The following is a 19920-nucleotide window of genomic DNA, read 5'->3' as shown; positions in this document are numbered from 1 at the left end:
TGGGTACGCGCTTTGGAGTGCAAACTATCCCAAAAGTGCCAGGTTATTCGTGGTTAAGCGTGAAGTAATCGCGTAAACGGCGGCTTTGACACAACCACCACAAGGCAAAAATATCGGCGATCAACAGCGATAATGTTACGCCGGTTAACGCTTCGCCCTGCCATAACAGCAGCAACTGCCAGGCCAAAACGACGCCTTGCGCGGCAACGAGCACCCAGCGCCACATTGCCCATAAACGAGGGTGTAAATGACGTCGGCCACTCATCATAAATGCCAGTGCTGCAGGAATGCCGGGCAGCAATCCAAACCAAAAAGTATCGCGGTCCGGATAGAAGGCCCCGAGAATAGCATCCCCTTGCTGGCGAGAAGCCGCCGCGAGCACTAACACAAACCAGGTTCGCGCCTGCAACAGGAGGATGCACCAGAACAAAAGAGGTGTTTTCAGATTACCGTGAGTGTCGTAATCCGATGGTGGATACAAATAAGGCATTAATATTCTTGGTCTTCAATCAAGCGTTTGCCGAGAAGCACGACATCTTGCTGCTCATATTCAAGGCGTTCATACATGCCAATCACCAGATCGTTTTCTTCACGCACCATGATTTGAATCTTTGGGCAACCCCGGGCAATAAGCTTTTTCTCCAGTCGGCTTAACAGCGCATTAGCGATGCCACGACCACGATATTCCGGATGAACGCCAAGGTAATAAGCTGAACCACGATGCCCGTCATAGCCGCCCATGAGGGAACCCACCACTTCGCCGCCCACTTCCGCGACTAAGAACAAATCCGCGTCATGATTGAGTTTACGTTCGATATCCATTTCAGGATCGTTCCATGGACGTAGTAAGTCACAACGCTCCCAAAGCGTAATGACTTCTTCAAAATCATCCTGGCGAAAAACACGTATTTCCATGGTATTAGCCACCTGAAAGTGTAAAAACAGTAATTATGAGGGTAAGTGACCATTTCGCCAATAACCAGCGAAAAAATGGCATACTACCCACTCATTCATTTTCTGAAATGAAAAGAGTGTCATTTCAGAAAAATGCTTGTCGTTTACCCTTTGCCGATACGCTATAAATGCCTATCTGCAATTCTAAAGATAAAAATATTAGCCGCATGAGCAAAATTAAATCACTGACGCATTTAACGACCCGCCGCCAGTTACTGCTTACTGGATTGGCTGCCTTAACGTTAACGGGTGTAAACAAGGCTTTGGCCAGCTCGGAGACTAAACCACTCAAAACGACCACTAATCACAGTAAACCGACCAAAAAATCGGGTGCCCGTCGTGTCGTGATGATCGACCCAGGCCATGGCGGTATTGATACTGGCGCAATTGGGCATAATGGCTCGAAAGAGAAACACGTTGTGCTGGCCATCGCGAAAAATGTGCGCAACATATTAAAAAGCAATGGAATAGAGGCCAAACTCACACGCACCAGTGACGAGTTTATCCCCCTGTACGATCGCGTAGAAATCGCCCATAAACATGGCGCCGATCTGTTTATGTCGATTCATGCCGATGGCTTTACCAGCCCTACGGCTGCCGGTGCGTCGGTGTTTGCCCTTTCCAATCGCGGTGCCAGTAGTGCAATGGCGAAATATCTTTCTGATAAAGAAAACGCCGCCGATGACGTTGCTGGCAGCAAGGTCAAACATAAAGATCAGTACCTACAACAGGTTCTGTTTGATTTGGTTCAAACCGATACCATCAAAAACAGTCTGACGCTCGGCTCGCACATCCTCAAGCAGATCAAACCGGTGCATAAGCTCCACACCCGCAATACGGAACAGGCGGCATTTGTGGTGCTGAAATCACCGTCCATTCCTTCGGTGTTAGTCGAGACGTCGTTTATTACCAACCCAGGTGAAGAGAAGTTGCTGGGGACTGCCGCGTTTCGCCAGAAAATCGCTAGTGCTATTGCCTCTGGTGTTATTAGCTACTTCAATTGGTTTGATAACCAAAAAGCTCACAGTAAGAAACGTTGAACCCTATGAACACGCCTGATATCCATGCCGTAAAACAGTTCCTCTTGCATTTACAAGACACCATCTGCCAGCAACTGAGTGCCGTTGACGGTGCCACGTTTGAAGAAGATAGCTGGCAGCGTGAAGGCGGCGGCGGTGGCCGCAGCCGGGTGTTACGTGGGGGAGCTATCTTTGAACAAGCCGGTGTGAATTTCTCCCATGTGCATGGCGACGCCATGCCCGCCTCAGCGACAGCACATCGTCCGGAACTTGCCGGCCGTAGTTTTGAAGCGATGGGCGTGTCATTAGTGGTGCATCCTCTCAATCCTTATGTCCCCACCAGCCATGCCAACGTGCGTTTTTTTATTGCACAAAAACCGGGTTGTGAACCGGTGTGGTGGTTTGGCGGAGGCTTTGACCTGACGCCATTTTACGGTTTCGAAGAGGATGCCATTCACTGGCATAAAACGGCGCGCGATTTGTGCCAGCCATTTGGTGAAGACGTTTTCCCGCGCTACAAAAAGTGGTGCGACGATTACTTCTTTATTAAGCATCGCAATGAGCAGCGCGGCATCGGCGGCTTGTTCTTCGACGACTTGAATACGCCAGATTTCGACCATTGCTTTAGCTTTATGCAGGCGGTGGGTAACGGTTATCTTGATGCCTATCTACCGATTGTCGAACGCCGCAAAGCGTTGCCATGGGGTGAACGTGAGCGCGATTTCCAGCTCTATCGCCGTGGCCGTTATGTCGAATTTAATCTGGTATGGGATCGTGGCACGTTGTTCGGTTTGCAGACGGGCGGACGCACAGAGTCTATTTTAATGTCGATGCCGCCGTTGGTACGTTGGGAATATAGCTACCAGCCAGAAGAAGGCAGCCCTGAGGCTGCCTTGTATCGTGATTTTTTACCGGTGAAGGATTGGGTTTAAACTTTCTCCCCTCACCCCGGCCCTCTCCCCAGGGAGAGGGAGAAAGTACTGACCTGTTCCCTCCCAAGGGAGAGGGAGAAAGTACTGACCTGTTCCCTCCCCAGGGAGAGGGGGAAAGCACTGACCGGTTCCCTCTCCTTTGGGAGAGGGTTAGGGTGAGGGAAAAGAGCCAAAAGGAAAAAAATTAAAGCGGAATCGTCTGCGCTTCCACAACCGCCAACGCCACCATATTCACAATACGACGAACAGACGCAATCGGTGTTAACACATGCACCGGTTTCGCCACGCCCATCAATACAGGCCCAACGGTCACCCCTTCCGAGCTGGAAACACGCAGTAAGTTGTAACTAATACGCGCCGCTTCCACGTTCGGCATGATCAGGATATTTGCCGAGCCTTTCAGTGGACTGTCAGGCATACGTTCGTTGCGAATACTTTCCACCAGCGCCGCATCACCATGCATTTCACCGTCGATTTCCAGATCAGGCGCACGTTCGCGAACCATCTCCAGCGTTTTACGCATTTTGCAGGCGGCTTTGGAATCGGAAGAACCGTAGTTGGAATGCGACAGCAGCGCGACTTTTGGCTCAATACCAAAACGACGCACCGTTTCGGCGGCCAGCAGAGTAATTTCTGTCAGCTCTTCTGGTGACGGATCGTCATTCACGTAGGTATCAGCAATAAAGGTGTTACCGCTTGGCAGTAACAGCGCATTCATCGCCCCTGCGGCTTTCACCCCTTCGCGATAACCAAACAGTTTTTCCAACACGCTAAAGTGTTCGTGATACTCACCGATGGTGCCGCAAATCATGGCATCCGCTTCACCACGATGCACCATAATCGCCCCGATAACCGTGGTATTGCTGATCACCGCACGCTGCGCTTGTTCCTGCGTAATACCGCGACGTTTCATGATGTTGTAGTACTCATTCCAGTACTCTTTGAAACGCGGATCGGATTCGTTATTGACGATTTCGAAGTCAATACCGGCACGCATTTGCAGGCCCAGTTTTTTCAGGCGCATTTCGATAACGGCAGGACGACCAATCAGAATCGGTTTTGCCAGACCTAAAGTAATCAGTTCCTGAGTCGCATGCAGTACACGCGCCTCTTCACCTTCGGTCAGAACCACACGTTTAGGATCTTTACGCGCCTGGGAGAAGATCGGCTTCATAAACAAGTTAGTCTTGTACACGAATTCGGTCAGCTTCTCGCGATAGGCGTCGAAGTCCTTAATTGGGCGTGTTGCAACACCAGTATCCATCGCCGCTTTCGCAACAGCAGGGGCGATTTGCACAATCAAACGTGGGTCGAAAGGTTTTGGAATCAGGTAATCAGGGCCAAAAGTCAGCTCTTCTTCGCCATAGGCAGAAGCCACCACATCGCTTTGCTCGGCATGAGCCAGTTCAGCAATAGCGTGAACCGCCGCCAGCTTCATCTCTTCGTTGATAGCCGTGGCACCCACATCCAACGCGCCACGGAAAATGAACGGGAAGCACAGCACGTTGTTCACCTGATTCGGGAAGTCAGAACGTCCGGTACAGATAATGGCATCCGGGCGCACTTCTTTTGCCAAAGGAGGCAAAATTTCAGGTTCCGGGTTCGCCAGCGCAAGAATCAGTGGCGAACGCGCCATTTTCTTGACCATCTCCTGGCTCATGGCTTTCGGGCCAGAACAACCAAGGAAGATATCCGCACCTTCAATCACTTCATCAAGCGTGCGCTTACCGTTATCTTCCACCGCGTAGGCCGCTTTGGTTTCCGCCATGTTTTCTTCACGGCCTTTATAGATAACGCCTTTTGAGTCACAGACAACGATGTTGTGCTTCTGAATACCCAACTGGACCAGCAGGTTCATACAGGCGATGGCTGAAGCGCCCGCACCTGAAACCACCAGACGAACATCAGAAATATTCTTCTCAACAACGCGCAGGCCGTTTAGCACCGCCGCAGTACAGATAATGGCGGTCCCGTGCTGATCGTCATGGAACACAGGAATGTTCATGCGTTCGCGCAGTTTTTTCTCGATGTAGAAACACTCCGGGGCTTTGATATCTTCTAAGTTGATGCCGCCAAAGGTCGGTTCGAGTGCTGCGATAACGTCAATCAGTTTGTCCGGGTCCATCTCATCGACTTCGATATCGAACACGTCAATACCGGCAAATTTCTTGAACAGAACCCCTTTACCTTCCATCACAGGCTTGCCTGCCAGCGCACCGATATTGCCCAGCCCAAGCACTGCGGTACCGTTAGAAATCACACCCACCAGGTTGCCGCGTGCGGTGTATTTGTAGGCTGCAAGTGGGTCTTTTTCTATCTCGAGACAAGGTGCCGCTACACCCGGAGAGTAGGCCAATGCCAGGTCACGTTGAGTCGCGAGAGGCTTGGTTGGGGATACCTGAATTTTTCCGGGAATGGGGAATTCATGGAAATCGAGGGCACTTTGCTTCAGTTGTTCATCCATTTCTTCGTTCCTTTCTTATTACTCTCAAGGGTCAACAGGGTCTTGGTAAGGCCACGTAGTATCACGCTTGCGCGCGTTCTAAACTTTGAACATCGCCATACTATCAGCAACGTCTGACAAAAATGTTAGTAAATCAGAACGACTATGTTACCCACCATTAACAACAATACCATGCCTATCTGCTATGCTTTTTAGTTATGCCAACGATGAATTTTCATCGCGAGTGACATGGAGCACTCAAGTAACACTTTGTATAATATGGAGATAGTCATGAGTCAGTTAGACGGTATCAAGAAATTCACTACAGTTGTCGCCGACAGCGGCGATATCGAATCTATTCGTCACTACCAACCCATCGATGCAACAACCAACCCCTCGTTATTACTGAAAGCGGCAGGTTTAGCGCATTACCAAACACTCATCGATGATGCCATTGCTTATGGCAAGCAACGCGGCGGTAACCAGGAAGAGCAAGTTGCCCAAGCCTGCGACAAACTGGCCGTTAATTTTGGTGCAGAAATTCTGAAAAGCATTCCTGGACGCGTCTCGACGGAAGTAGACGCCCGCCTCTCTTTTGACAAAGAGAAAAGCATCGCGAAAGCCCGCCATTTAATTGCGCTATATGAAGAACTTGGCATTGATAAGTCGAGAGTGCTTATCAAACTGGCCTCCACCTGGGAAGGTATTCGTGCCGCTGAACAGCTGCAAAAAGAAGGTATCGACTGCAACCTGACGCTCCTGTTCTCCTTTGCCCAGGCGCGCGCTTGTGCCGAAGCTGGCGTATTCCTGATTTCGCCGTTCGTTGGCCGTATCTACGACTGGTATCAGGCTCGCAAACCGATGGACCCGTATGTCGTTGAAGAAGATCCGGGCGTCAAATCGGTGCGTAATATCTATGATTACTTTAAGCAGCATAACTACAGCACCATCGTGATGGGCGCGAGTTTCCGCCGCACCGAACAAATACTGGCGTTGGTAGGCTGCGACCGCCTGACAATTGCACCAAACCTGTTGCAGCAGCTTCAGGAAAGCGAAGAACCGGTAATACGTAAACTCATCCCAGGTTCGCAGGGCTTCCGCCGCCCTGAACCGATTAGCGAAGCAGAATTCCGCTGGGAACATAATCAGGACCCGATGGCGGTAGAAAAACTGGCTGAGGGCATTCGCCTGTTCGCCATTGATCAACGAAAACTGGAAGATTTACTCGCCGCCAAACTTTAAAAAATAACCACGGAGTGAAACATGTCATCTCGTAAAGAGCTTGCTAATGCCATTCGTGCACTGAGTATGGACGCGGTACAAAAAGCGAATTCAGGCCACCCTGGCGCACCGATGGGAATGGCAGATATAGCCGAAGTGTTATGGAACGACTTCCTGCACCATAACCCTACGAACCCCACGTGGGCCGATCGTGACAGATTTGTTCTCTCAAACGGTCACGCCTCGATGCTGCTCTACAGCCTGTTGCATCTGAGCGGGTATGACTTACCGATGTCAGAGTTAAAAAACTTCCGCCAGCTTCACTCCAAAACCCCTGGCCATCCAGAAATGGGTTACACGCCTGGAGTGGAAACCACCACTGGGCCACTTGGCCAGGGACTTGCCAATGCGGTCGGCATGGCCATTGCTGAACGCACATTAGGGGCGCAATTCAACCGCCCCAATCATGAAATTGTCGATCACTTTACCTATGTATTTATGGGTGATGGCTGCCTGATGGAAGGCATATCTCACGAGGCTTGCTCTCTTGCCGGCACGCTCGGTCTGGGCAAACTCATCGGCTTCTATGACCACAATGGCATCTCCATTGATGGTGAAACCGAAGGCTGGTTTACCGACGATACCGCCAAACGCTTCGAGGCTTATCACTGGCATGTGGTGCATGAAATTGACGGTCACGACCCCGAAGCATTGAAAAAAGCGATTCAGGAAGCGCAAAGCGTCAAAGATAAACCGTCGCTAATTATTTGCCGCACCGTCATCGGTTTTGGTTCACCTAATAAAGCCGGCAAAGAAGAGGCGCATGGCGCACCGCTTGGTGAGCAAGAAGTCGCGCTCGCCCGCAAACAACTCGGCTGGAACTATCCGGCGTTTGAAATCCCGAAAGAGATTTATCACGCCTGGGACGCCAAAGAGAAAGGTGAGCAAGCCGAAGCGGCCTGGAATGATAAATTTGCCGCCTATGCGAAAGAGAATCCTGAACTTGCCGCTGAATTTACCCGCCGGATGCACGGCGAGTTACCCGAAGACTGGCAGGAAATCACACAAAAATTCATTGAAAAATTGCAGGCTAATCCGGAAAAGATTGCGACTCGTAAAGCCTCGCAAAACGCGCTTAATGCCTATGGTCCAAGTTTGCCCGAATTGTTAGGCGGTTCTGCCGATTTGGCTCCGAGCAATCTGACCATCTGGAAAGAATCCAAATCCATCAAAGAGGACATCGCCGGGAATTACATTCACTACGGCGTGCGCGAATTCGGTATGACGGCCATCGCCAACGGGATTGCCCATCATGGCGGTTTTGTGCCGTATACCGCCACCTTCCTGATGTTTGTTGAATACGCGCGAAACGCTGCGCGTATGGCGGCACTGATGAAAGCCCGGCAAATCATGGTGTATACCCACGATTCGATTGGTCTTGGCGAAGATGGCCCCACGCACCAGGCGGTTGAGCAACTTGCCAGCCTGCGTATGACCCCTAACTTCAGCACCTGGCGGCCATGCGACCAGGTCGAAGCCGCAGTGGCATGGAAAGCGGCAATCGAACGTCACAACGGCCCAACCGCATTGATTCTTTCGCGCCAGAACCTGGCACAAATGGAACGAACGGCCGAACAGGTCAGCGCCATTAGTCGCGGGGGCTATATTCTCAAGGACAGTGACGGCACGCCGGATGTCATTCTGATCGCCACCGGCTCCGAGATGGAAATCACGGTACTGGCGGCAGATAAACTCACCGCTGAAGGCCACAAAGTGCGCGTGGTTTCACTACCCTCAACGGATATTTTTGATGCGCAGGATGAAGCGTATCGGGAATCTGTTTTACCTTCAGATATCAGCGCGCGTGTAGCAGTCGAAGCGAGTATTGCGGATTACTGGTACAAGTATGTCGGCCTGAAAGGAGCGATTGTCGGCATGACGACTTACGGTGAATCAGCACCCGCCGATAAGCTGTTCCCATTCTTTGGCTTTACCACTGAGAATGTCGTCGCAAAAGCGAAGAAGGTGTTAGGGGTTTAGGTCGTCGCTGCTTGCCCTCACCCCAGCCCTCTCCCACGGGAGAGGGTGAAAACGGTATTCTCCTTCTCCCTCAGGGAGAAGGCCGGGATGAGGGTGGTTTTAAAATCATTGAGTTACCCATAACGTTGGCCACGACGCACTACTATTCCACTCATCACAAGTCGGTTCTTCAGCATATCGCACCAGACGAAAACGTTGCCCATCAAAACGCCAGCGTGTCGCGACACCGCAATCCCCGATTCCGCGCCCTTTCGCAAGCGTGGTCAGTTCTTTATTGGTTTCATCGTATCCGGCGTTCATCAGTTCAAGTTCCGTGTTACCGCTTCCTGGCGTAAACGGCAGTTTCAGACGAATTTGCCGTGCCGCGAACGGCTTCTGGCGGGATACCACCCACGCGAGATCGACAATATTGTAAGCTCCGGCCTCACAGCCAATCATCAGCAGGGCTTTGTCGTCGCTGAGGGCAAATACGCGGACTTCACGGCGAGCGGGATCTAACGAGCACTGGCTGCTGCTCATGCGCCAGGAGCCATAATCCATCAAGTCGTTTAGTTCCTCTTGCGTCAGCGGTGTCGGTGTTGGGTTAGTCAGCTTAACGGCTTTCAGTGGTGGAGCTGGCGGTACACTAAGAGGGGGCTCATCGCCTTTTTTGACCCACGCGGTTTCACTGCCCACTCGCTGTTGCTGACTGTCAATAAACAACAACGACGCTTTCAGTCCGCTGAGCGAGATATTACCTTTCCCTTCTTTGAGGGTAATGGCACCTGCGTTGACGACTTTATCGAGAAAGCCATTAATTGCATCGGCATCGCCGGTTTTGAGATGGTGGGGGGTGACCTGCCATTTTGTCAGATCCAACACCAGCGGTTCGCCATCGACTAACAGATGTGGAGCAATGGGTGGCGCTTTCATGTCAGCGGCGGTCATGTTGCCCAAATCAATTCTCAGTGCCGCATCGGTATGCGCACCGGCACTGCGGGTCAGCGTCATGACCAGGCCTTGATGCAGCCCGGTGTTACGGGCCGAACAAAAATTTTGGTTATTGCAGGTGACCTGCCAGTCGGAAAACGATTTTTGTGCCGCTGCCGCGAAAACAGAGTTCGCTATAAAGAATAAACAAAGAAACAGCGATTGTTTGCGCAGAAACATTGGCGGCACATATCCTGAAAAGACGAAGAGAAAAAATGTACGAAATGTGGCGATATCTTCGTCTGGTTAAGGTTTGCACTCAATCGGAATTATCGGATACCCGGCTGTTTACTCACCCATAATTCCGCGAAGCTGCAGTTGCTGTAACAGAATGACCGTTTTCCCATCACGAATTTCTCCCTTTGCTACCATTTCCATCGCTTGATTGAATGGCAACTCGAGCACATCGATATCTTCATCATCAATTCCACCGCCCGCGTTATCGCGTTGAGCGTCAGTGTATTCCGCCATATAAAAATGAATGAGTTCGGTGACACCGCCCGGCGACATATACAGCTCGAATAATTTTTCGACGTCCCCGACCTCGTAACCGGTTTCCTCAATCGCTTCTTTACGCGCACAGATTTCTGGTTCGTCCGCATCCAACAAACCGGCACAGGCTTCAATCAACATACCGTCGGCATTGCCGTTGACCCAAGTCGCAACCCGGAACTGGAGAGTCAGCACCACGGTTTTTTTATCACGGTTATAGAGCAGGATCGTGGCCCCGTTACCCCGGTCATACACTTCTCGTTTATGACGGATAGCTTCGGCTTCGTTACGGTATAGATCGTAGGTGATATTACGCAGGATGAAGTAATTATCTGAGAGGATTTTATCTTTGATGACTTCGATTTTGACCGACATACCGTCTCCACAGTGAGTTAGGGGAGTCGGTAATCATAGGCGTGCAGGTTGTTTTTGTCGCGAATTTTTGTGGTGGATGCCCTTTGCCCTCACCCCGGCCCTCTCCCACGGGGAGAGGGGGAAATGCAGGGAGAAAACCGTCTCTTCACCCTCAGCAGGCTCCGACCAGATCCCTTATCCCTCAGGGAGAAGGTTAGGATGAGGGTGGTTTAACGGTCAGAAACCGTTCTTCACTTCGCTCATATCCGGCAACTTATGCGCAATTCCCTTATGGCAATCCACGCAGGTTTGCCCGTCTTTGACCGCTTTATCATGCATTTTTGCCGCCACGGTTTTCTGGGCGGTGAAATCCATGTAATCAAAGTTATGGCAGTTTCGGCACTCTTGCGAGTTGTTGTCTTTCATCCTTCGCCACTCGTTTTGCGCCATCGCCAGGCGATGGTCATTAAACTTTTGTGGCGTGTCGATTAAGCCAAACGCTTTGGCATACAACTCTTTGCTGGCCTGAATTTTACGAATAATTTTCGGCCCCCATTCGTGAGGAACGTGGCAATCAGGACAGGTTGCACGCACACCGCTACGGTTGTTGTAATGCACGGTCTGCATATATTCCTCGTAGACATTGGCGCGCATTTCATGACAACCGATACAAAATTCTTCGCGGTTGGTCATCTCCATGCCGGTGTTAAAACCGCCCCAGAAAATAATTCCGCCAGCGAAGCCAATCAGCAGTAATGTCCCCAGCGCAAGGCGGCTTGGACGACGCCACCACTGCCATATACGCCGGATGATGCCCGGTTTACGGGTTGATTTATCCATAATGGCCCCTAGTTTCCAAAGCCTTTAGACGGCGTGAATGTGTTTTCGACAATCGGTGCCGCATCGGTTTGTGGAACATGGCATTGCAGGCAGAAATAGCGGCGTGGCGCGACGTTCGAAAGCACTTTGCCATCGCTATCCATAAAGTGCGTCGGGCTGACGCGCGGCGCTCCTGTAGTACGGTAATGCTCAACGCCGTGACATTGCAGGCAACGGTTGGTGTTTTTACTCACCTGGTAGCCGTCAACGCTGTGCGGGATCATCGGCGGCTGGTTAACATAGTTCAGCGCCATACGTCCCTGCTGTTTTGGCATGTGCACGGAACCTTGCTGCGTGCCCGAAACCTCAGGAGACTGTGCCAGATCCACACCGCCAGTGGCCCATAATGCACCACTCACCAACAGCGTAAATGCTGCAATCCATTGAAAGAATGTTTTGGTCAGGATGGTTTTTTTCATGATGTTATCCCCTTACACCTTCGCCAGTTTCACGGCGCATTTCTTATAATCCGTCTCTTTCGAAAGCGGATCGGTCGCATCCAGCGTCAGGTTATTCACCAGTTGAGCGGCGTCGAAGAATGGCATGTACACCAGACCCTTCGGCGGTTTGTTACGGCCGCGCGTTTCGACAATTGAAATCACTTCGCCACGGCGTGAAATCACTTTCACTTTGTCACCACGACGCAAATCACGCGCTTTTGCATCAAGCGGATGGATAAACAAAACCGCTTCCGGGAAGGCACGATGCAGCTCAGGTACGCGACGCGTCATGCTGCCGGTGTGCCAGTGTTCCAGTACACGCCCCGTGGATAACCACAGGTCGTATTCCTGGTCCGGGGATTCTGCCGCTGGCTCAAATGGCAACGCGAAAATCACCGCCTTACCGTCTGGTTTGCCATAGAACTTGAAGCCTTCACCCGCTTTGACATACGGGTCGTGGCCTTCGCTGTAACGCCAGAGCGTCTCTTTACCGTCGACCACCGGCCAGCGTAAACCGCGCGCTTTGTGGTAATCATCAAACGGGGCGAGATCGTGCCCGTGACCACGCCCGAATGCGGCGTACTCTTCGAACAGCCCTTTTTGCAGATAGAAGCCCAGCTCGCGCGATTCATCATTGAGTTGGTCTTCCGCCAGTTCAGTGACCGGGAATTTGCTGACGTTAGTGTTGGCAAACAGCACGTCAAACAACGTTTTGCCACGGTATTCCGGTTTCTGATCCAGTAATTCTGCCGGCCACACTTCTTCAACTTTGAAGCGTTTAGCGAATTGCACGAGCTGCCAGAGATCCGATTTGGCTTCGCCCGGCGCTTTCACCTGCTGACGCCAGAACTGAGTGCGACGCTCGGCGTTGCCGTAAGCCCCCTCTTTTTCCACCCACATGGCTGTCGGCAGGATCAGATCCGCGCTCAATGCGCTGATCGTTGGGTAGGGATCGGAAACAATCACAAAGTTACGCGGATCGCGCCAGCCCGGCATACGCTCTTCGGTAATATTCGGCCCGGCCTGCATGTTGTTGTTACACATCACCCAGTAGACATTGAGCTTGCCATCTTTCAGGGCGCGGTCTTGTGCCACGGCATGTAAACCAACTTTCGCAGGAATAGTTCCCGCCGGAAGTTGCCACATGTTTTCCGTGATTTGACGGTGCTTTTCGTTGGTCACTACCATGTCGGCAGGCAGACGATGAGAGAAGGTGCCGACTTCACGCGCCGTACCACACGCCGAAGGCTGGCCAGTTAAAGAGAATGGCCCGCAACCTGGTTGAGAAATTTTCCCCGTCAACAGGTGGATGTTGTAAACCAGGTTGTTCGCCCAGACTCCACGTGAGTGTTGGTTAAAGCCCATCGTCCAGTAAGAGATAACTTTCTTGTTCGGATCGGCGTACAACTTCGCCAGTGCTTCGAGTTGGTCTGTCGGCACGCCACTCATCTGAGCGGTTTTTTCCAGCGTGTATTCGGCAACGAACGCTTTGTAATCTTCAAAGCTCATCGGCTCAGAGGCATCAGAACCTGGGTTTTTAGCCGCTTTTTCCAGCGGATGCGTAGGCCGCAAGCCGTAACCGATATCAGTGACCCCTTTGCGCAGGTTCACATGCTGCTTAAAGAACGATTCGTTGATCGCATTGTTCTGAATGATGTAATTCGCGATGTAGTTAAGAATCGCCAGATCGCTTTGCGGTGTGAACACCATGCCGTTGTCGGCTAGCTCAAAACTACGATGCTCAAAAGTAGAAAGAACCGCGACGTTAACATTTTCATTCGACAGACGGCGGTTGGTGATACGTGACCACAAAACCGGATGCATCTCGGCCATGTTCGAGCCCCACAGCACAAATGCGTCGGCCTGCTCGATGTCGTCGTAGCAACCCATGGGTTCATCCATCCCGAAGGTACGCATGAATCCCACCACCGCAGAAGCCATACAATGGCGCGCGTTCGGATCCAGGTTGTTAGAACGGAAACCGGCTTTGAATAATTTTGAAGCTGCGTAACCTTCCCAAACCGTCCACTGGCCGGAACCAAACATCCCAACCGCTTCCGGCCCTTTTTCCTTCAGGCTGGTTTTGAATTTTTGTTCCATGATGTCAAAGGCCTGCTCCCAGCTAATAGGAGCGAATTCGCCTTCTTTATCGAACTGTCCGTCTTTCATGCGCAACAACGGCTGCGTGAGGCGGTCTTTTCCGTACATAATTTTTGGCAGGAAGTAGCCTTTGATGCAGTTCAGGCCACGGTTCACGGGTGCATCAGGATCACCCTGGCTTGCCACTACGCGTCCATCTTGCGTACCGACTAATACACCGCAACCTGTGCCACAAAAGCGGCACGGGGCTTTATCCCATTTAATGGCATCTTGTTTCCCGACAACAGCACGGGCAACGCCTGGTACGCTAAGACCAGCGGCGGCCGCCGCGGCTGCAATGGCGTTCGCTTTCATAAAGCTACGACGACTGAGTTTCATGGTGTTTCCTCACCTTGCTCATCCTGCTGGTGATAAACCAGCGACACCGCCAGCACACCCGCAATATTGCGTGCTGACTCAATTTGATTCAGCAGCACATCACTGCGCGCTGCTTCCATAACCACCACCAATTTGCCGTGCCCGGCATCGGTTAACGCAACTTCACTTCCCGGGAGCTCGCTCAATGCGTGACTGACCGCAGCAATATTGTGTGGATGGGCCTGAACCACCAGGCCGCAGACGTGCCAGTTAGCTTGCATTTGCGTGCCTCATAGTGATGGCTGAAACCGGGCAACCCGCGATACAGGCGCCGCAAGCGCTGCAATCAGCATGATTGAGTAGAGGTTGTGCGATGCCCTGTAGCGAAGGGCGAAAGGCAATCGCCTGGGTTTCGCAACTGTCCTGACAGCTACGGCATTCGATTTTGTTTTTAGCCAGACAGTTATCGCCAATCGACAAGGTATGCTCCCAGGGGGAAACCTCGCGCTTAAGAAAGATTTTTTCTGGGCAGGCTTGCGCGCAGGCGTAGCAAAACGTGCATTCACCGTGGGTAAAGTTGACTTCGGGATAACCGCCCTGACCGCGTTTTAGAATATGAGTTTCACAGGCCGACAAGCAGGCATTGCAGCGTGTGCAATCCACAAGAAAATGGTTTTCGTCTCCGCTCCAGGGTGGGCGGAAAGCAGAACCGGAGCGTCGAAAGCTGCCGGTTAATAATCCACGACGGGAAAAATCAGCCATAAGGCACATCCTTGCATCACAAATACGCGATTTCGCTGTAATGAAACCGGCAAACACTTCTGTGTTTTTTCATCATTTTTATTGAGCATTACGTTATGTGACAAAGGGGGAGTAGAGGCATCACCCTTTAGGGGTAAATACAGGGTTGGGATCAATAAGGAATTCGGTTTGTAAAACAAACACTCACCCCGACGCGTGGCCGGGGTGAATTTAGCCATTAATTCAGGCGTTGAGGAGGGACTGCAAGATACTCCATAATCCCCGCAGCAGCGTGGCGTCCTTCCGCCATCGCGGTCACGACCAGGTCAGCGCCTCGCACCGCATCGCCACCGGCGAAGATTTTTGGGTTGGTGGTCTGATAGCGCAATTTATCTTCAACGCTCGCAACAATGCGCCCCCAGCTATCGAGTTTCACCTGATGCTCTTCCAGCCACGGCATGCCATGCGGGTGGAAGCCAAACGCCATAATCACCGCATCGGCTGGCATAACAAATTCGGAGCCTTCAATCGGTTCCGGGCGACGGCGGCCCTGCTCGTCTGGCTCGCCCATTTGCGTGCGCAGCATACGGATCCCGACCACTCGACCATTGTCATCCAGTTCAATATTCAGCGGCTGCACGTTGAACTCAAACAATGCCCCTTCTTCTCTGGCATTTTTGACCTCTTTTTTGGAGCCAGGCATGTTGGTTTCGTCCCGACGATAGGCACAAGTCACCTGCTGCGCCCCATGGCGTAAAGAGGTGCGAACACAATCCATTGCCGTATCGCCACCGCCGAGGACCACCACCTTCTTTCCTGCCATATTGATGTACGGTTCTTCAGGCAATTCAGGTAAACCCATCACCTGTTTGGTGTTCGCAATCAGGAACGGCAGCGCGTCATAAACCCCTGGCGCGTCTTCGTTGGGCAGCCCAGCTTTCATTGAGCGATACGTTCCAACGCCAACAAATACCGCATCAAACTCTGCCAGCACCTGCTGCAGGGTGATATCACGGCCCACTTCGGTGTTGAGTTTAAATTCAATCCCCATCGCGCTGAAAATCTCTCGCCGACGGCTCAATAACGATTTATCCAGTTTGAACGCCGGGATCCCAAACGTCAGCAGCCCACCAATTTCAGGATGGCGGTCAAACACCGTTGCCTGAACGCCGTTTCGCGCCAGAATATCCGCACAGGCAAGCCCGGCTGGCCCTGCGCCAATCACGGCTACACGACGGTTTGTCGGTTTGACGTAAGAGAGATCAGGCGTCCAACCGCGGGCAAAGGCGTTGTCGGAAATATAGCGTTCAATATTCCCGATGGTGACAGCGCCATATTCATCTTTCAGGGTACAGGCGCTTTCGCATAAACGATCTTGCGGGCAGACGCGCCCGGTCACTTCCGGCAAGCAGTTTGTCTGATGTGACAGTTCAACCGCCTCAAGAATGCGCCCTTCTTTGACCAGTTCAATCCACTGCGGAATATGGTTGTGCAGCGGGCAAGTCCATTCACAAATACTGTGCTCGCCGCATTTCAGGCAGCGGTCTGCCTGGCTTTCCACCTGGTTTTTATCAAACGTACGATAGATTTCGTCAAAACCTGTTTTACGCAAATCCAGGTCAATTTTGTCGGGTTCTTGTCGTGCTGGAGTCGCACGCATTTTGTTTACTTTCGTTAATTCGCAACCCGCTGACAGCGGCTGCACACTTTGCTGCGCAGTACTGTGCCACGGCTGAGATTCCATCGCCGCTGAGCGCAAACGTCGGTTCTTTGCCAATGTGGCAAGTGTCTCACTGCTGATTAATTTCAGAGCGTTGCTGGGACAATTTTCCACGCATGCGGGGCCATTTTCACGATGCTGGCACAAATCGCATTTATGAGCATTGGCCTTAACCGAACGTCCGTCATTGAGCGGAACGGTAATGACCTGCATGGCACCAAACGGACAGGCCACGACACAGGATTTACAGCCAATACATTTCTGCTGGTTAACCTGCACGCTGTCTTTGACGCGTGAAATAGCGTCATTTGGACAACTGCTGGCACAGGGGGCATCTTCACAATGTCGGCAAGTGACGGCGTTACGTCGGCCATCATGCTTAATCACAGCGATGCGCGGCTGGAATTTTTGACGGGTCAGAACATGCTTTTCGTCATTGTGGGACATCACGCAAGCCACTTCGCAGGCATGGCATCCAATACAAAGCTGTGCATTGGCAAGAACAAAACGATTCATCATTACCCCTTCGTCCGTTTTTTCAAACCGGAGGCTTATTTTTTATGGGGGTATGTTATTACCTGGCGATGTTTAAACTGGCAATGGTCATTTGCCCAATTTGTCCTGAAATCTGCTAATAACCTGGTAAGGATCAATTTCCTTACATGTTTAATGAAACATCGTTTTTCCCCGTTTTGTTATGCAGCAGTTATGCTTGTGATGTTACCGAGTTAATTCCTAACCATTGTTTTGGAAGATATGCCGAAATATAAGCAACAAGGATTTGTGACGTCGTCAGTTTCTGGTACGTTTCGCTCTCAATTATTTCGACGGGTAAATATGCAGTGATCGTAAAACGCTCGGTTTCCACGAGCCTGGCCCGCGCCTTTTTTTATATCGTTTTGTTATCGCTGCTTTCCACAGGCATTGCGATGCTGACCCTTGCGAGTAGTTTACGTGATGCCGAAGCGGTAAATGTCGCAGGCTCATTGCGTATGCAGAGCTATCGCCTTGGGTATGATTTGCAGGGAGATCGCGCCCATATTGACAAACATCTGGAACAATACGATCAGTCTCTTCGTTCACCTGCCCTACTTAAAATCGAGAAATTTTGGGTGCCTGCAGAAGTACGAACTCGCTTTGCCGTGATTAATAGCGCCTGGGCGGAGATGGAACAGCATATCCGCCAGGGTGATGTGCAATGGTATCGAGCCAACATCGCGGGTTATGTCGCACAAATCGACCTGTTTGTACTGGCGCTTCAGCACTATGCCGAACGTAAAATGATGCAGGTCGTGGTGGCTTCGGTGGTGGGTTTTATTGCTATTTTCACGCTGGTGTTTTTCACGCTGCGCCGTTTCCGCCATCAGGTGGTGGCTCCTCTCAACAAATTGATGGTGGCCAGTGCCTCCATTGAGCGTGGCGAATTCGATTACCCACCATTGAATACGCAACTGCCAAACGAACTCGGATTGTTGTCGCAGACCTTCAACCGAATGTCTGGCGAATTGCAGAAGCTGTATCGCTCACTTGAAGAAAACGTGCAGGAAAAAACGCTGGATTTGCAGGAGGCAAACCGCACGCTGGAAGTCTTGTACGCGTGCTCACAGGCACTGACTGTCAGCACCATTGATCAACACTGCTTCGAACGTGTTCTGCAGCAGGTAAGGCAGAAAACGCCGGTCAATTACCTCGAAATGAAAACCGGTGAAAACTGGAAGATCCAGGACGGTATTGAGCACCCTAACCAGACATGGCAAACCTTGCCGATTGTGTTGGAAGATAAAGAGTTAGGTTTGCTCCGCTGGCAAGCGCCACAAGGGGTTCCACCGCTGCCGTTAATGCAAAGTCTGGCGAATATGCTGGGCCGTGGGCTCTATTTTAATCAGGCGCAAAAACACTATCAGCAGCTATTGTTGATGGAAGAGCGTGCGACCATTGCCCGTGAGTTACATGACTCACTGGCGCAAGTGCTCTCTTTTTTACGTATACAGCTCACTTTACTCAAGCGTGCCGTTCCGGCGGAAAACCAGCCTGCACAAGTCATTATTAATGACTTCTCCCAGGCATTGAATGATGCTTACCGCCAATTGCGCGAGTTGCTGACCACCTTCCGCCTGACGCTTCAGCAAGCAGATTTGCCCTCTGCATTGCAGGAGATGATCACCCCGCTGCGTAAACAAACCAAGGCCACGCTCACGTTGGACTGCCAGATTCCAACTCAGGCCTTAGATGCTTCGCAGCAGGTGCACTTACTCCAGATTATTCGCGAAGGCGTGTTAAACGCGATTAAACATGCGCACGCCACTAAAATATCCGTAAGCTGTAGCACGTCCCAGTCAGGGGTTCATACTGTGAGTATTCTTGATGATGGCAGAGGGATTGCCAGCCTGACGGAACCCGAAGGGCATTACGGATTAAATATCATGCAAGAGCGCGCCGCCCGATTAGGTGGTGAGCTGACTATTTCCCGCCCGCAAGTTGGTGGGACTTTAATTACGTTGAATTTTCGTTCGCCACCGTCAGAACCCGCGGCAAACGTCACTCGCGTAAATTTATAACGATAATAATGTGAAATGTATTGGGGTATGTGATGAGTGAGAAAACTGTCTGTCAGGTATTGATCGTCGATGATCATCCGTTAATGCGTCGCGGCATTCGCCAACTGCTGGAAATGGATGACAGTTTTAGCGTGGTAGGTGAAGCCAGTAGCGGCACAGAAGCCGTAAGTCTGGCAAATCGCCTGGCGCCTGACCTTATTTTGCTCGACCTGAATATGAAAGGTTTGAGTGGGCTGGATACGCTGAACGCCATGCGTCGTGATGGTGTCAGCGGGCGTATCGTGGTGCTAACGGTGTCTGATTCGCGTAGTGATATTTTCACTCTGATTGATGCAGGCGCCGACGGATATTTGCTTAAAGATAGCGATCCTGACGTACTGCTCGAAGATATTCGTCGAGGAGCAACACAGGGCGAAGCCTATAGCGAGCAAGTCGCGGAATATTTACGCACCCGCAGTACCGACAAACACAGCGACGACCCGTTCGCCGTGTTAACTGAGCGCGAATTAGACGTGCTACAAGAGGTTGCCCGTGGGTTATCGAATAAACAAATCGCCTCTGGACTGCATATTTCTGAAGAGACCGTGAAAGTGCATATTCGCAATTTACTGCGTAAACTTCAGGTTCGTTCCCGAGTCGCTGCAACTGTGTTATATCTTGAAAGTCGGGGCTTTTAAATTCACCAGCATCTGACCGATCCC

17 protein-coding genes are annotated in these 19920 nt (G+C 51.4%); 6 read left to right on the top strand and 11 right to left on the bottom strand.

The genetic code is table 11. The features are described from left to right. Positions 1-43 precede the first annotated feature (43 nt). A complete protein-coding gene (locus OH773_RS05650) occupies positions 44-490 on the bottom strand; it encodes a DUF2919 domain-containing protein (protein WP_270143795.1) in 447 nt (148 codons plus the stop codon). Further along, a complete protein-coding gene (locus OH773_RS05645; RefSeq protein WP_270143794.1) occupies positions 490-915 on the bottom strand; it encodes a GNAT family acetyltransferase in 426 nt (141 codons plus the stop codon). The genes OH773_RS05650 and OH773_RS05645 overlap by 1 nt, the downstream gene beginning before the upstream one ends. 206 nt (positions 916-1121) lie before the next feature. Between OH773_RS05645 and amiA the strand changes: the two genes are divergently transcribed. Next, complete coding sequence (gene amiA / locus OH773_RS05640) at positions 1122-1994, top strand: N-acetylmuramoyl-L-alanine amidase AmiA (protein WP_270143793.1); 873 nt, start codon at positions 1122-1124, stop codon at positions 1992-1994. A gap of 5 nt (positions 1995-1999) precedes the next feature. After that, positions 2000-2905 (top strand): oxygen-dependent coproporphyrinogen oxidase, encoded by a 906-nt coding sequence (gene hemF, locus OH773_RS05635; RefSeq protein ID WP_270143792.1) that lies wholly within the window; start codon positions 2000-2002, stop codon positions 2903-2905. A gap of 184 nt (positions 2906-3089) precedes the next feature. Here hemF and maeB read toward each other — a convergent pair whose 3' ends face one another. Beyond that, complete coding sequence (maeB, locus tag OH773_RS05630) at positions 3090-5369, bottom strand: NADP-dependent oxaloacetate-decarboxylating malate dehydrogenase (RefSeq protein ID WP_270143790.1); 2280 nt, start codon at positions 5367-5369, stop codon at positions 3090-3092. 270 nt (positions 5370-5639) lie between these two features. Here maeB and tal point away from each other — a divergent pair, with 270 nt between their 5' ends. Beyond that, complete coding sequence (gene tal, locus OH773_RS05625; RefSeq protein ID WP_183270142.1) at positions 5640-6590, top strand: transaldolase; 951 nt, start codon at positions 5640-5642, stop codon at positions 6588-6590. Positions 6591-6611: 21 nt separating this feature from the next. Next, entirely contained in the window at positions 6612-8609 is a 1998-nt protein-coding gene (gene tkt, locus OH773_RS05620; RefSeq protein WP_270143786.1) for a transketolase, read from the top strand. A 105-nt stretch (positions 8610-8714) separates the two neighbouring features. Here tkt and OH773_RS05615 read toward each other — a convergent pair whose 3' ends face one another. The 8 genes from OH773_RS05615 to aegA all read right to left on the bottom strand — a co-directional run bounded on the left by OH773_RS05615 (position 8715) and on the right by aegA (position 17177). After that, positions 8715-9758, bottom strand: a complete 1044-nt coding sequence (locus tag OH773_RS05615) for a DUF1176 domain-containing protein (protein ID WP_270143784.1) — start codon at positions 9756-9758, stop codon at positions 8715-8717. A gap of 108 nt (positions 9759-9866) precedes the next feature. Then, positions 9867-10445 (bottom strand): GDP-mannose pyrophosphatase NudK, encoded by a 579-nt coding sequence (nudK, locus tag OH773_RS05610; RefSeq protein WP_270143782.1) that lies wholly within the window; start codon positions 10443-10445, stop codon positions 9867-9869. Positions 10446-10661: 216 nt separating this feature from the next. Then, on the bottom strand, positions 10662-11264 hold the full coding sequence (gene napC / locus OH773_RS05605; RefSeq protein WP_270143780.1) for a cytochrome c-type protein NapC: 603 nt from the start codon (positions 11262-11264) through the stop codon (positions 10662-10664). An 8-nt stretch (positions 11265-11272) separates the two neighbouring features. After that, a complete protein-coding gene (napB, locus tag OH773_RS05600) occupies positions 11273-11722 on the bottom strand; it encodes a nitrate reductase cytochrome c-type subunit (RefSeq protein ID WP_270143778.1) in 450 nt (149 codons plus the stop codon). A gap of 12 nt (positions 11723-11734) precedes the next feature. Then, complete coding sequence (gene napA, locus OH773_RS05595; protein ID WP_270143776.1) at positions 11735-14221, bottom strand: nitrate reductase catalytic subunit NapA; 2487 nt, start codon at positions 14219-14221, stop codon at positions 11735-11737. Beyond that, entirely contained in the window at positions 14218-14481 is a 264-nt protein-coding gene (gene napD / locus OH773_RS05590) for a chaperone NapD (protein ID WP_270143774.1), read from the bottom strand. Before napD ends, napA begins: the two co-directional genes overlap by 4 nt. Then, positions 14471-14962, bottom strand: a complete 492-nt coding sequence (gene napF / locus OH773_RS05585) for a ferredoxin-type protein NapF (RefSeq protein WP_270143772.1) — start codon at positions 14960-14962, stop codon at positions 14471-14473. The genes napD and napF overlap by 11 nt, the downstream gene beginning before the upstream one ends. 217 nt (positions 14963-15179) lie before the next feature. Then, the gene (aegA, locus tag OH773_RS05580; RefSeq protein WP_270145698.1) at positions 15180-17177 is read right to left on the bottom strand and encodes a formate-dependent uric acid utilization protein AegA; all 1998 of its coding nucleotides are present in this window, start codon (positions 17175-17177) and stop codon (positions 15180-15182) included. Between the two features lie 326 nt (positions 17178-17503). Between aegA and narQ the strand changes: the two genes are divergently transcribed. Both narQ and narP read left to right on the top strand, forming a co-directional pair. Beyond that, positions 17504-19219 carry a nitrate/nitrite two-component system sensor histidine kinase NarQ gene (narQ, locus tag OH773_RS05575; protein WP_270143770.1) on the top strand — a complete coding sequence of 572 codons (1716 nt, stop codon included), beginning with the start codon at positions 17504-17506 and terminating at the stop codon, positions 19217-19219. A gap of 32 nt (positions 19220-19251) precedes the next feature. Beyond that, a complete protein-coding gene (gene narP / locus OH773_RS05570; protein ID WP_270143768.1) occupies positions 19252-19896 on the top strand; it encodes a nitrate/nitrite response regulator protein NarP in 645 nt (214 codons plus the stop codon). The last annotated feature ends 24 nt before the right edge of the window (positions 19897-19920 follow it).

The sequence above is a fragment of the Buttiauxella sp. WJP83 genome (genome assembly GCF_027594725.1).
Lineage (GTDB): Bacteria > Pseudomonadota > Gammaproteobacteria > Enterobacterales > Enterobacteriaceae > Buttiauxella > Buttiauxella selenatireducens.
The sequence above is the reverse complement of the archived record's forward strand: the minus strand, read 5'-3'. Positions and strand labels throughout refer to the sequence as shown.

Coding starts and splice junctions, on each gene's coding strand:
- OH773_RS05650 (WP_270143795.1), bottom strand. CDS start 490: ATGCCTTATTTGTATCCACCATCGGATTACGACACTCACGGTAATCTG.
- OH773_RS05645 (WP_270143794.1), bottom strand. CDS start 915: ATGGAAATACGTGTTTTTCGCCAGGATGATTTTGAAGAAGTCATTACG.
- amiA (WP_270143793.1), top strand. CDS start 1,122: ATGAGCAAAATTAAATCACTGACGCATTTAACGACCCGCCGCCAGTTA.
- hemF (WP_270143792.1), top strand. CDS start 2,000: ATGAACACGCCTGATATCCATGCCGTAAAACAGTTCCTCTTGCATTTA.
- maeB (WP_270143790.1), bottom strand. CDS start 5,369: ATGGATGAACAACTGAAGCAAAGTGCCCTCGATTTCCATGAATTCCCC.
- tal (WP_183270142.1), top strand. CDS start 5,640: ATGAGTCAGTTAGACGGTATCAAGAAATTCACTACAGTTGTCGCCGAC.
- tkt (WP_270143786.1), top strand. CDS start 6,612: ATGTCATCTCGTAAAGAGCTTGCTAATGCCATTCGTGCACTGAGTATG.
- OH773_RS05615 (WP_270143784.1), bottom strand. CDS start 9,758: ATGTTTCTGCGCAAACAATCGCTGTTTCTTTGTTTATTCTTTATAGCG.
- nudK (WP_270143782.1), bottom strand. CDS start 10,445: ATGTCGGTCAAAATCGAAGTCATCAAAGATAAAATCCTCTCAGATAAT.
- napC (WP_270143780.1), bottom strand. CDS start 11,264: ATGGATAAATCAACCCGTAAACCGGGCATCATCCGGCGTATATGGCAG.
- napB (WP_270143778.1), bottom strand. CDS start 11,722: ATGAAAAAAACCATCCTGACCAAAACATTCTTTCAATGGATTGCAGCA.
- napA (WP_270143776.1), bottom strand. CDS start 14,221: ATGAAACTCAGTCGTCGTAGCTTTATGAAAGCGAACGCCATTGCAGCC.
- napD (WP_270143774.1), bottom strand. CDS start 14,481: ATGCAAGCTAACTGGCACGTCTGCGGCCTGGTGGTTCAGGCCCATCCA.
- napF (WP_270143772.1), bottom strand. CDS start 14,962: ATGGCTGATTTTTCCCGTCGTGGATTATTAACCGGCAGCTTTCGACGC.
- aegA (WP_270145698.1), bottom strand. CDS start 17,177: ATGAATCGTTTTGTTCTTGCCAATGCACAGCTTTGTATTGGATGCCAT.
- narP (WP_270143768.1), top strand. CDS start 19,252: ATGAGTGAGAAAACTGTCTGTCAGGTATTGATCGTCGATGATCATCCG.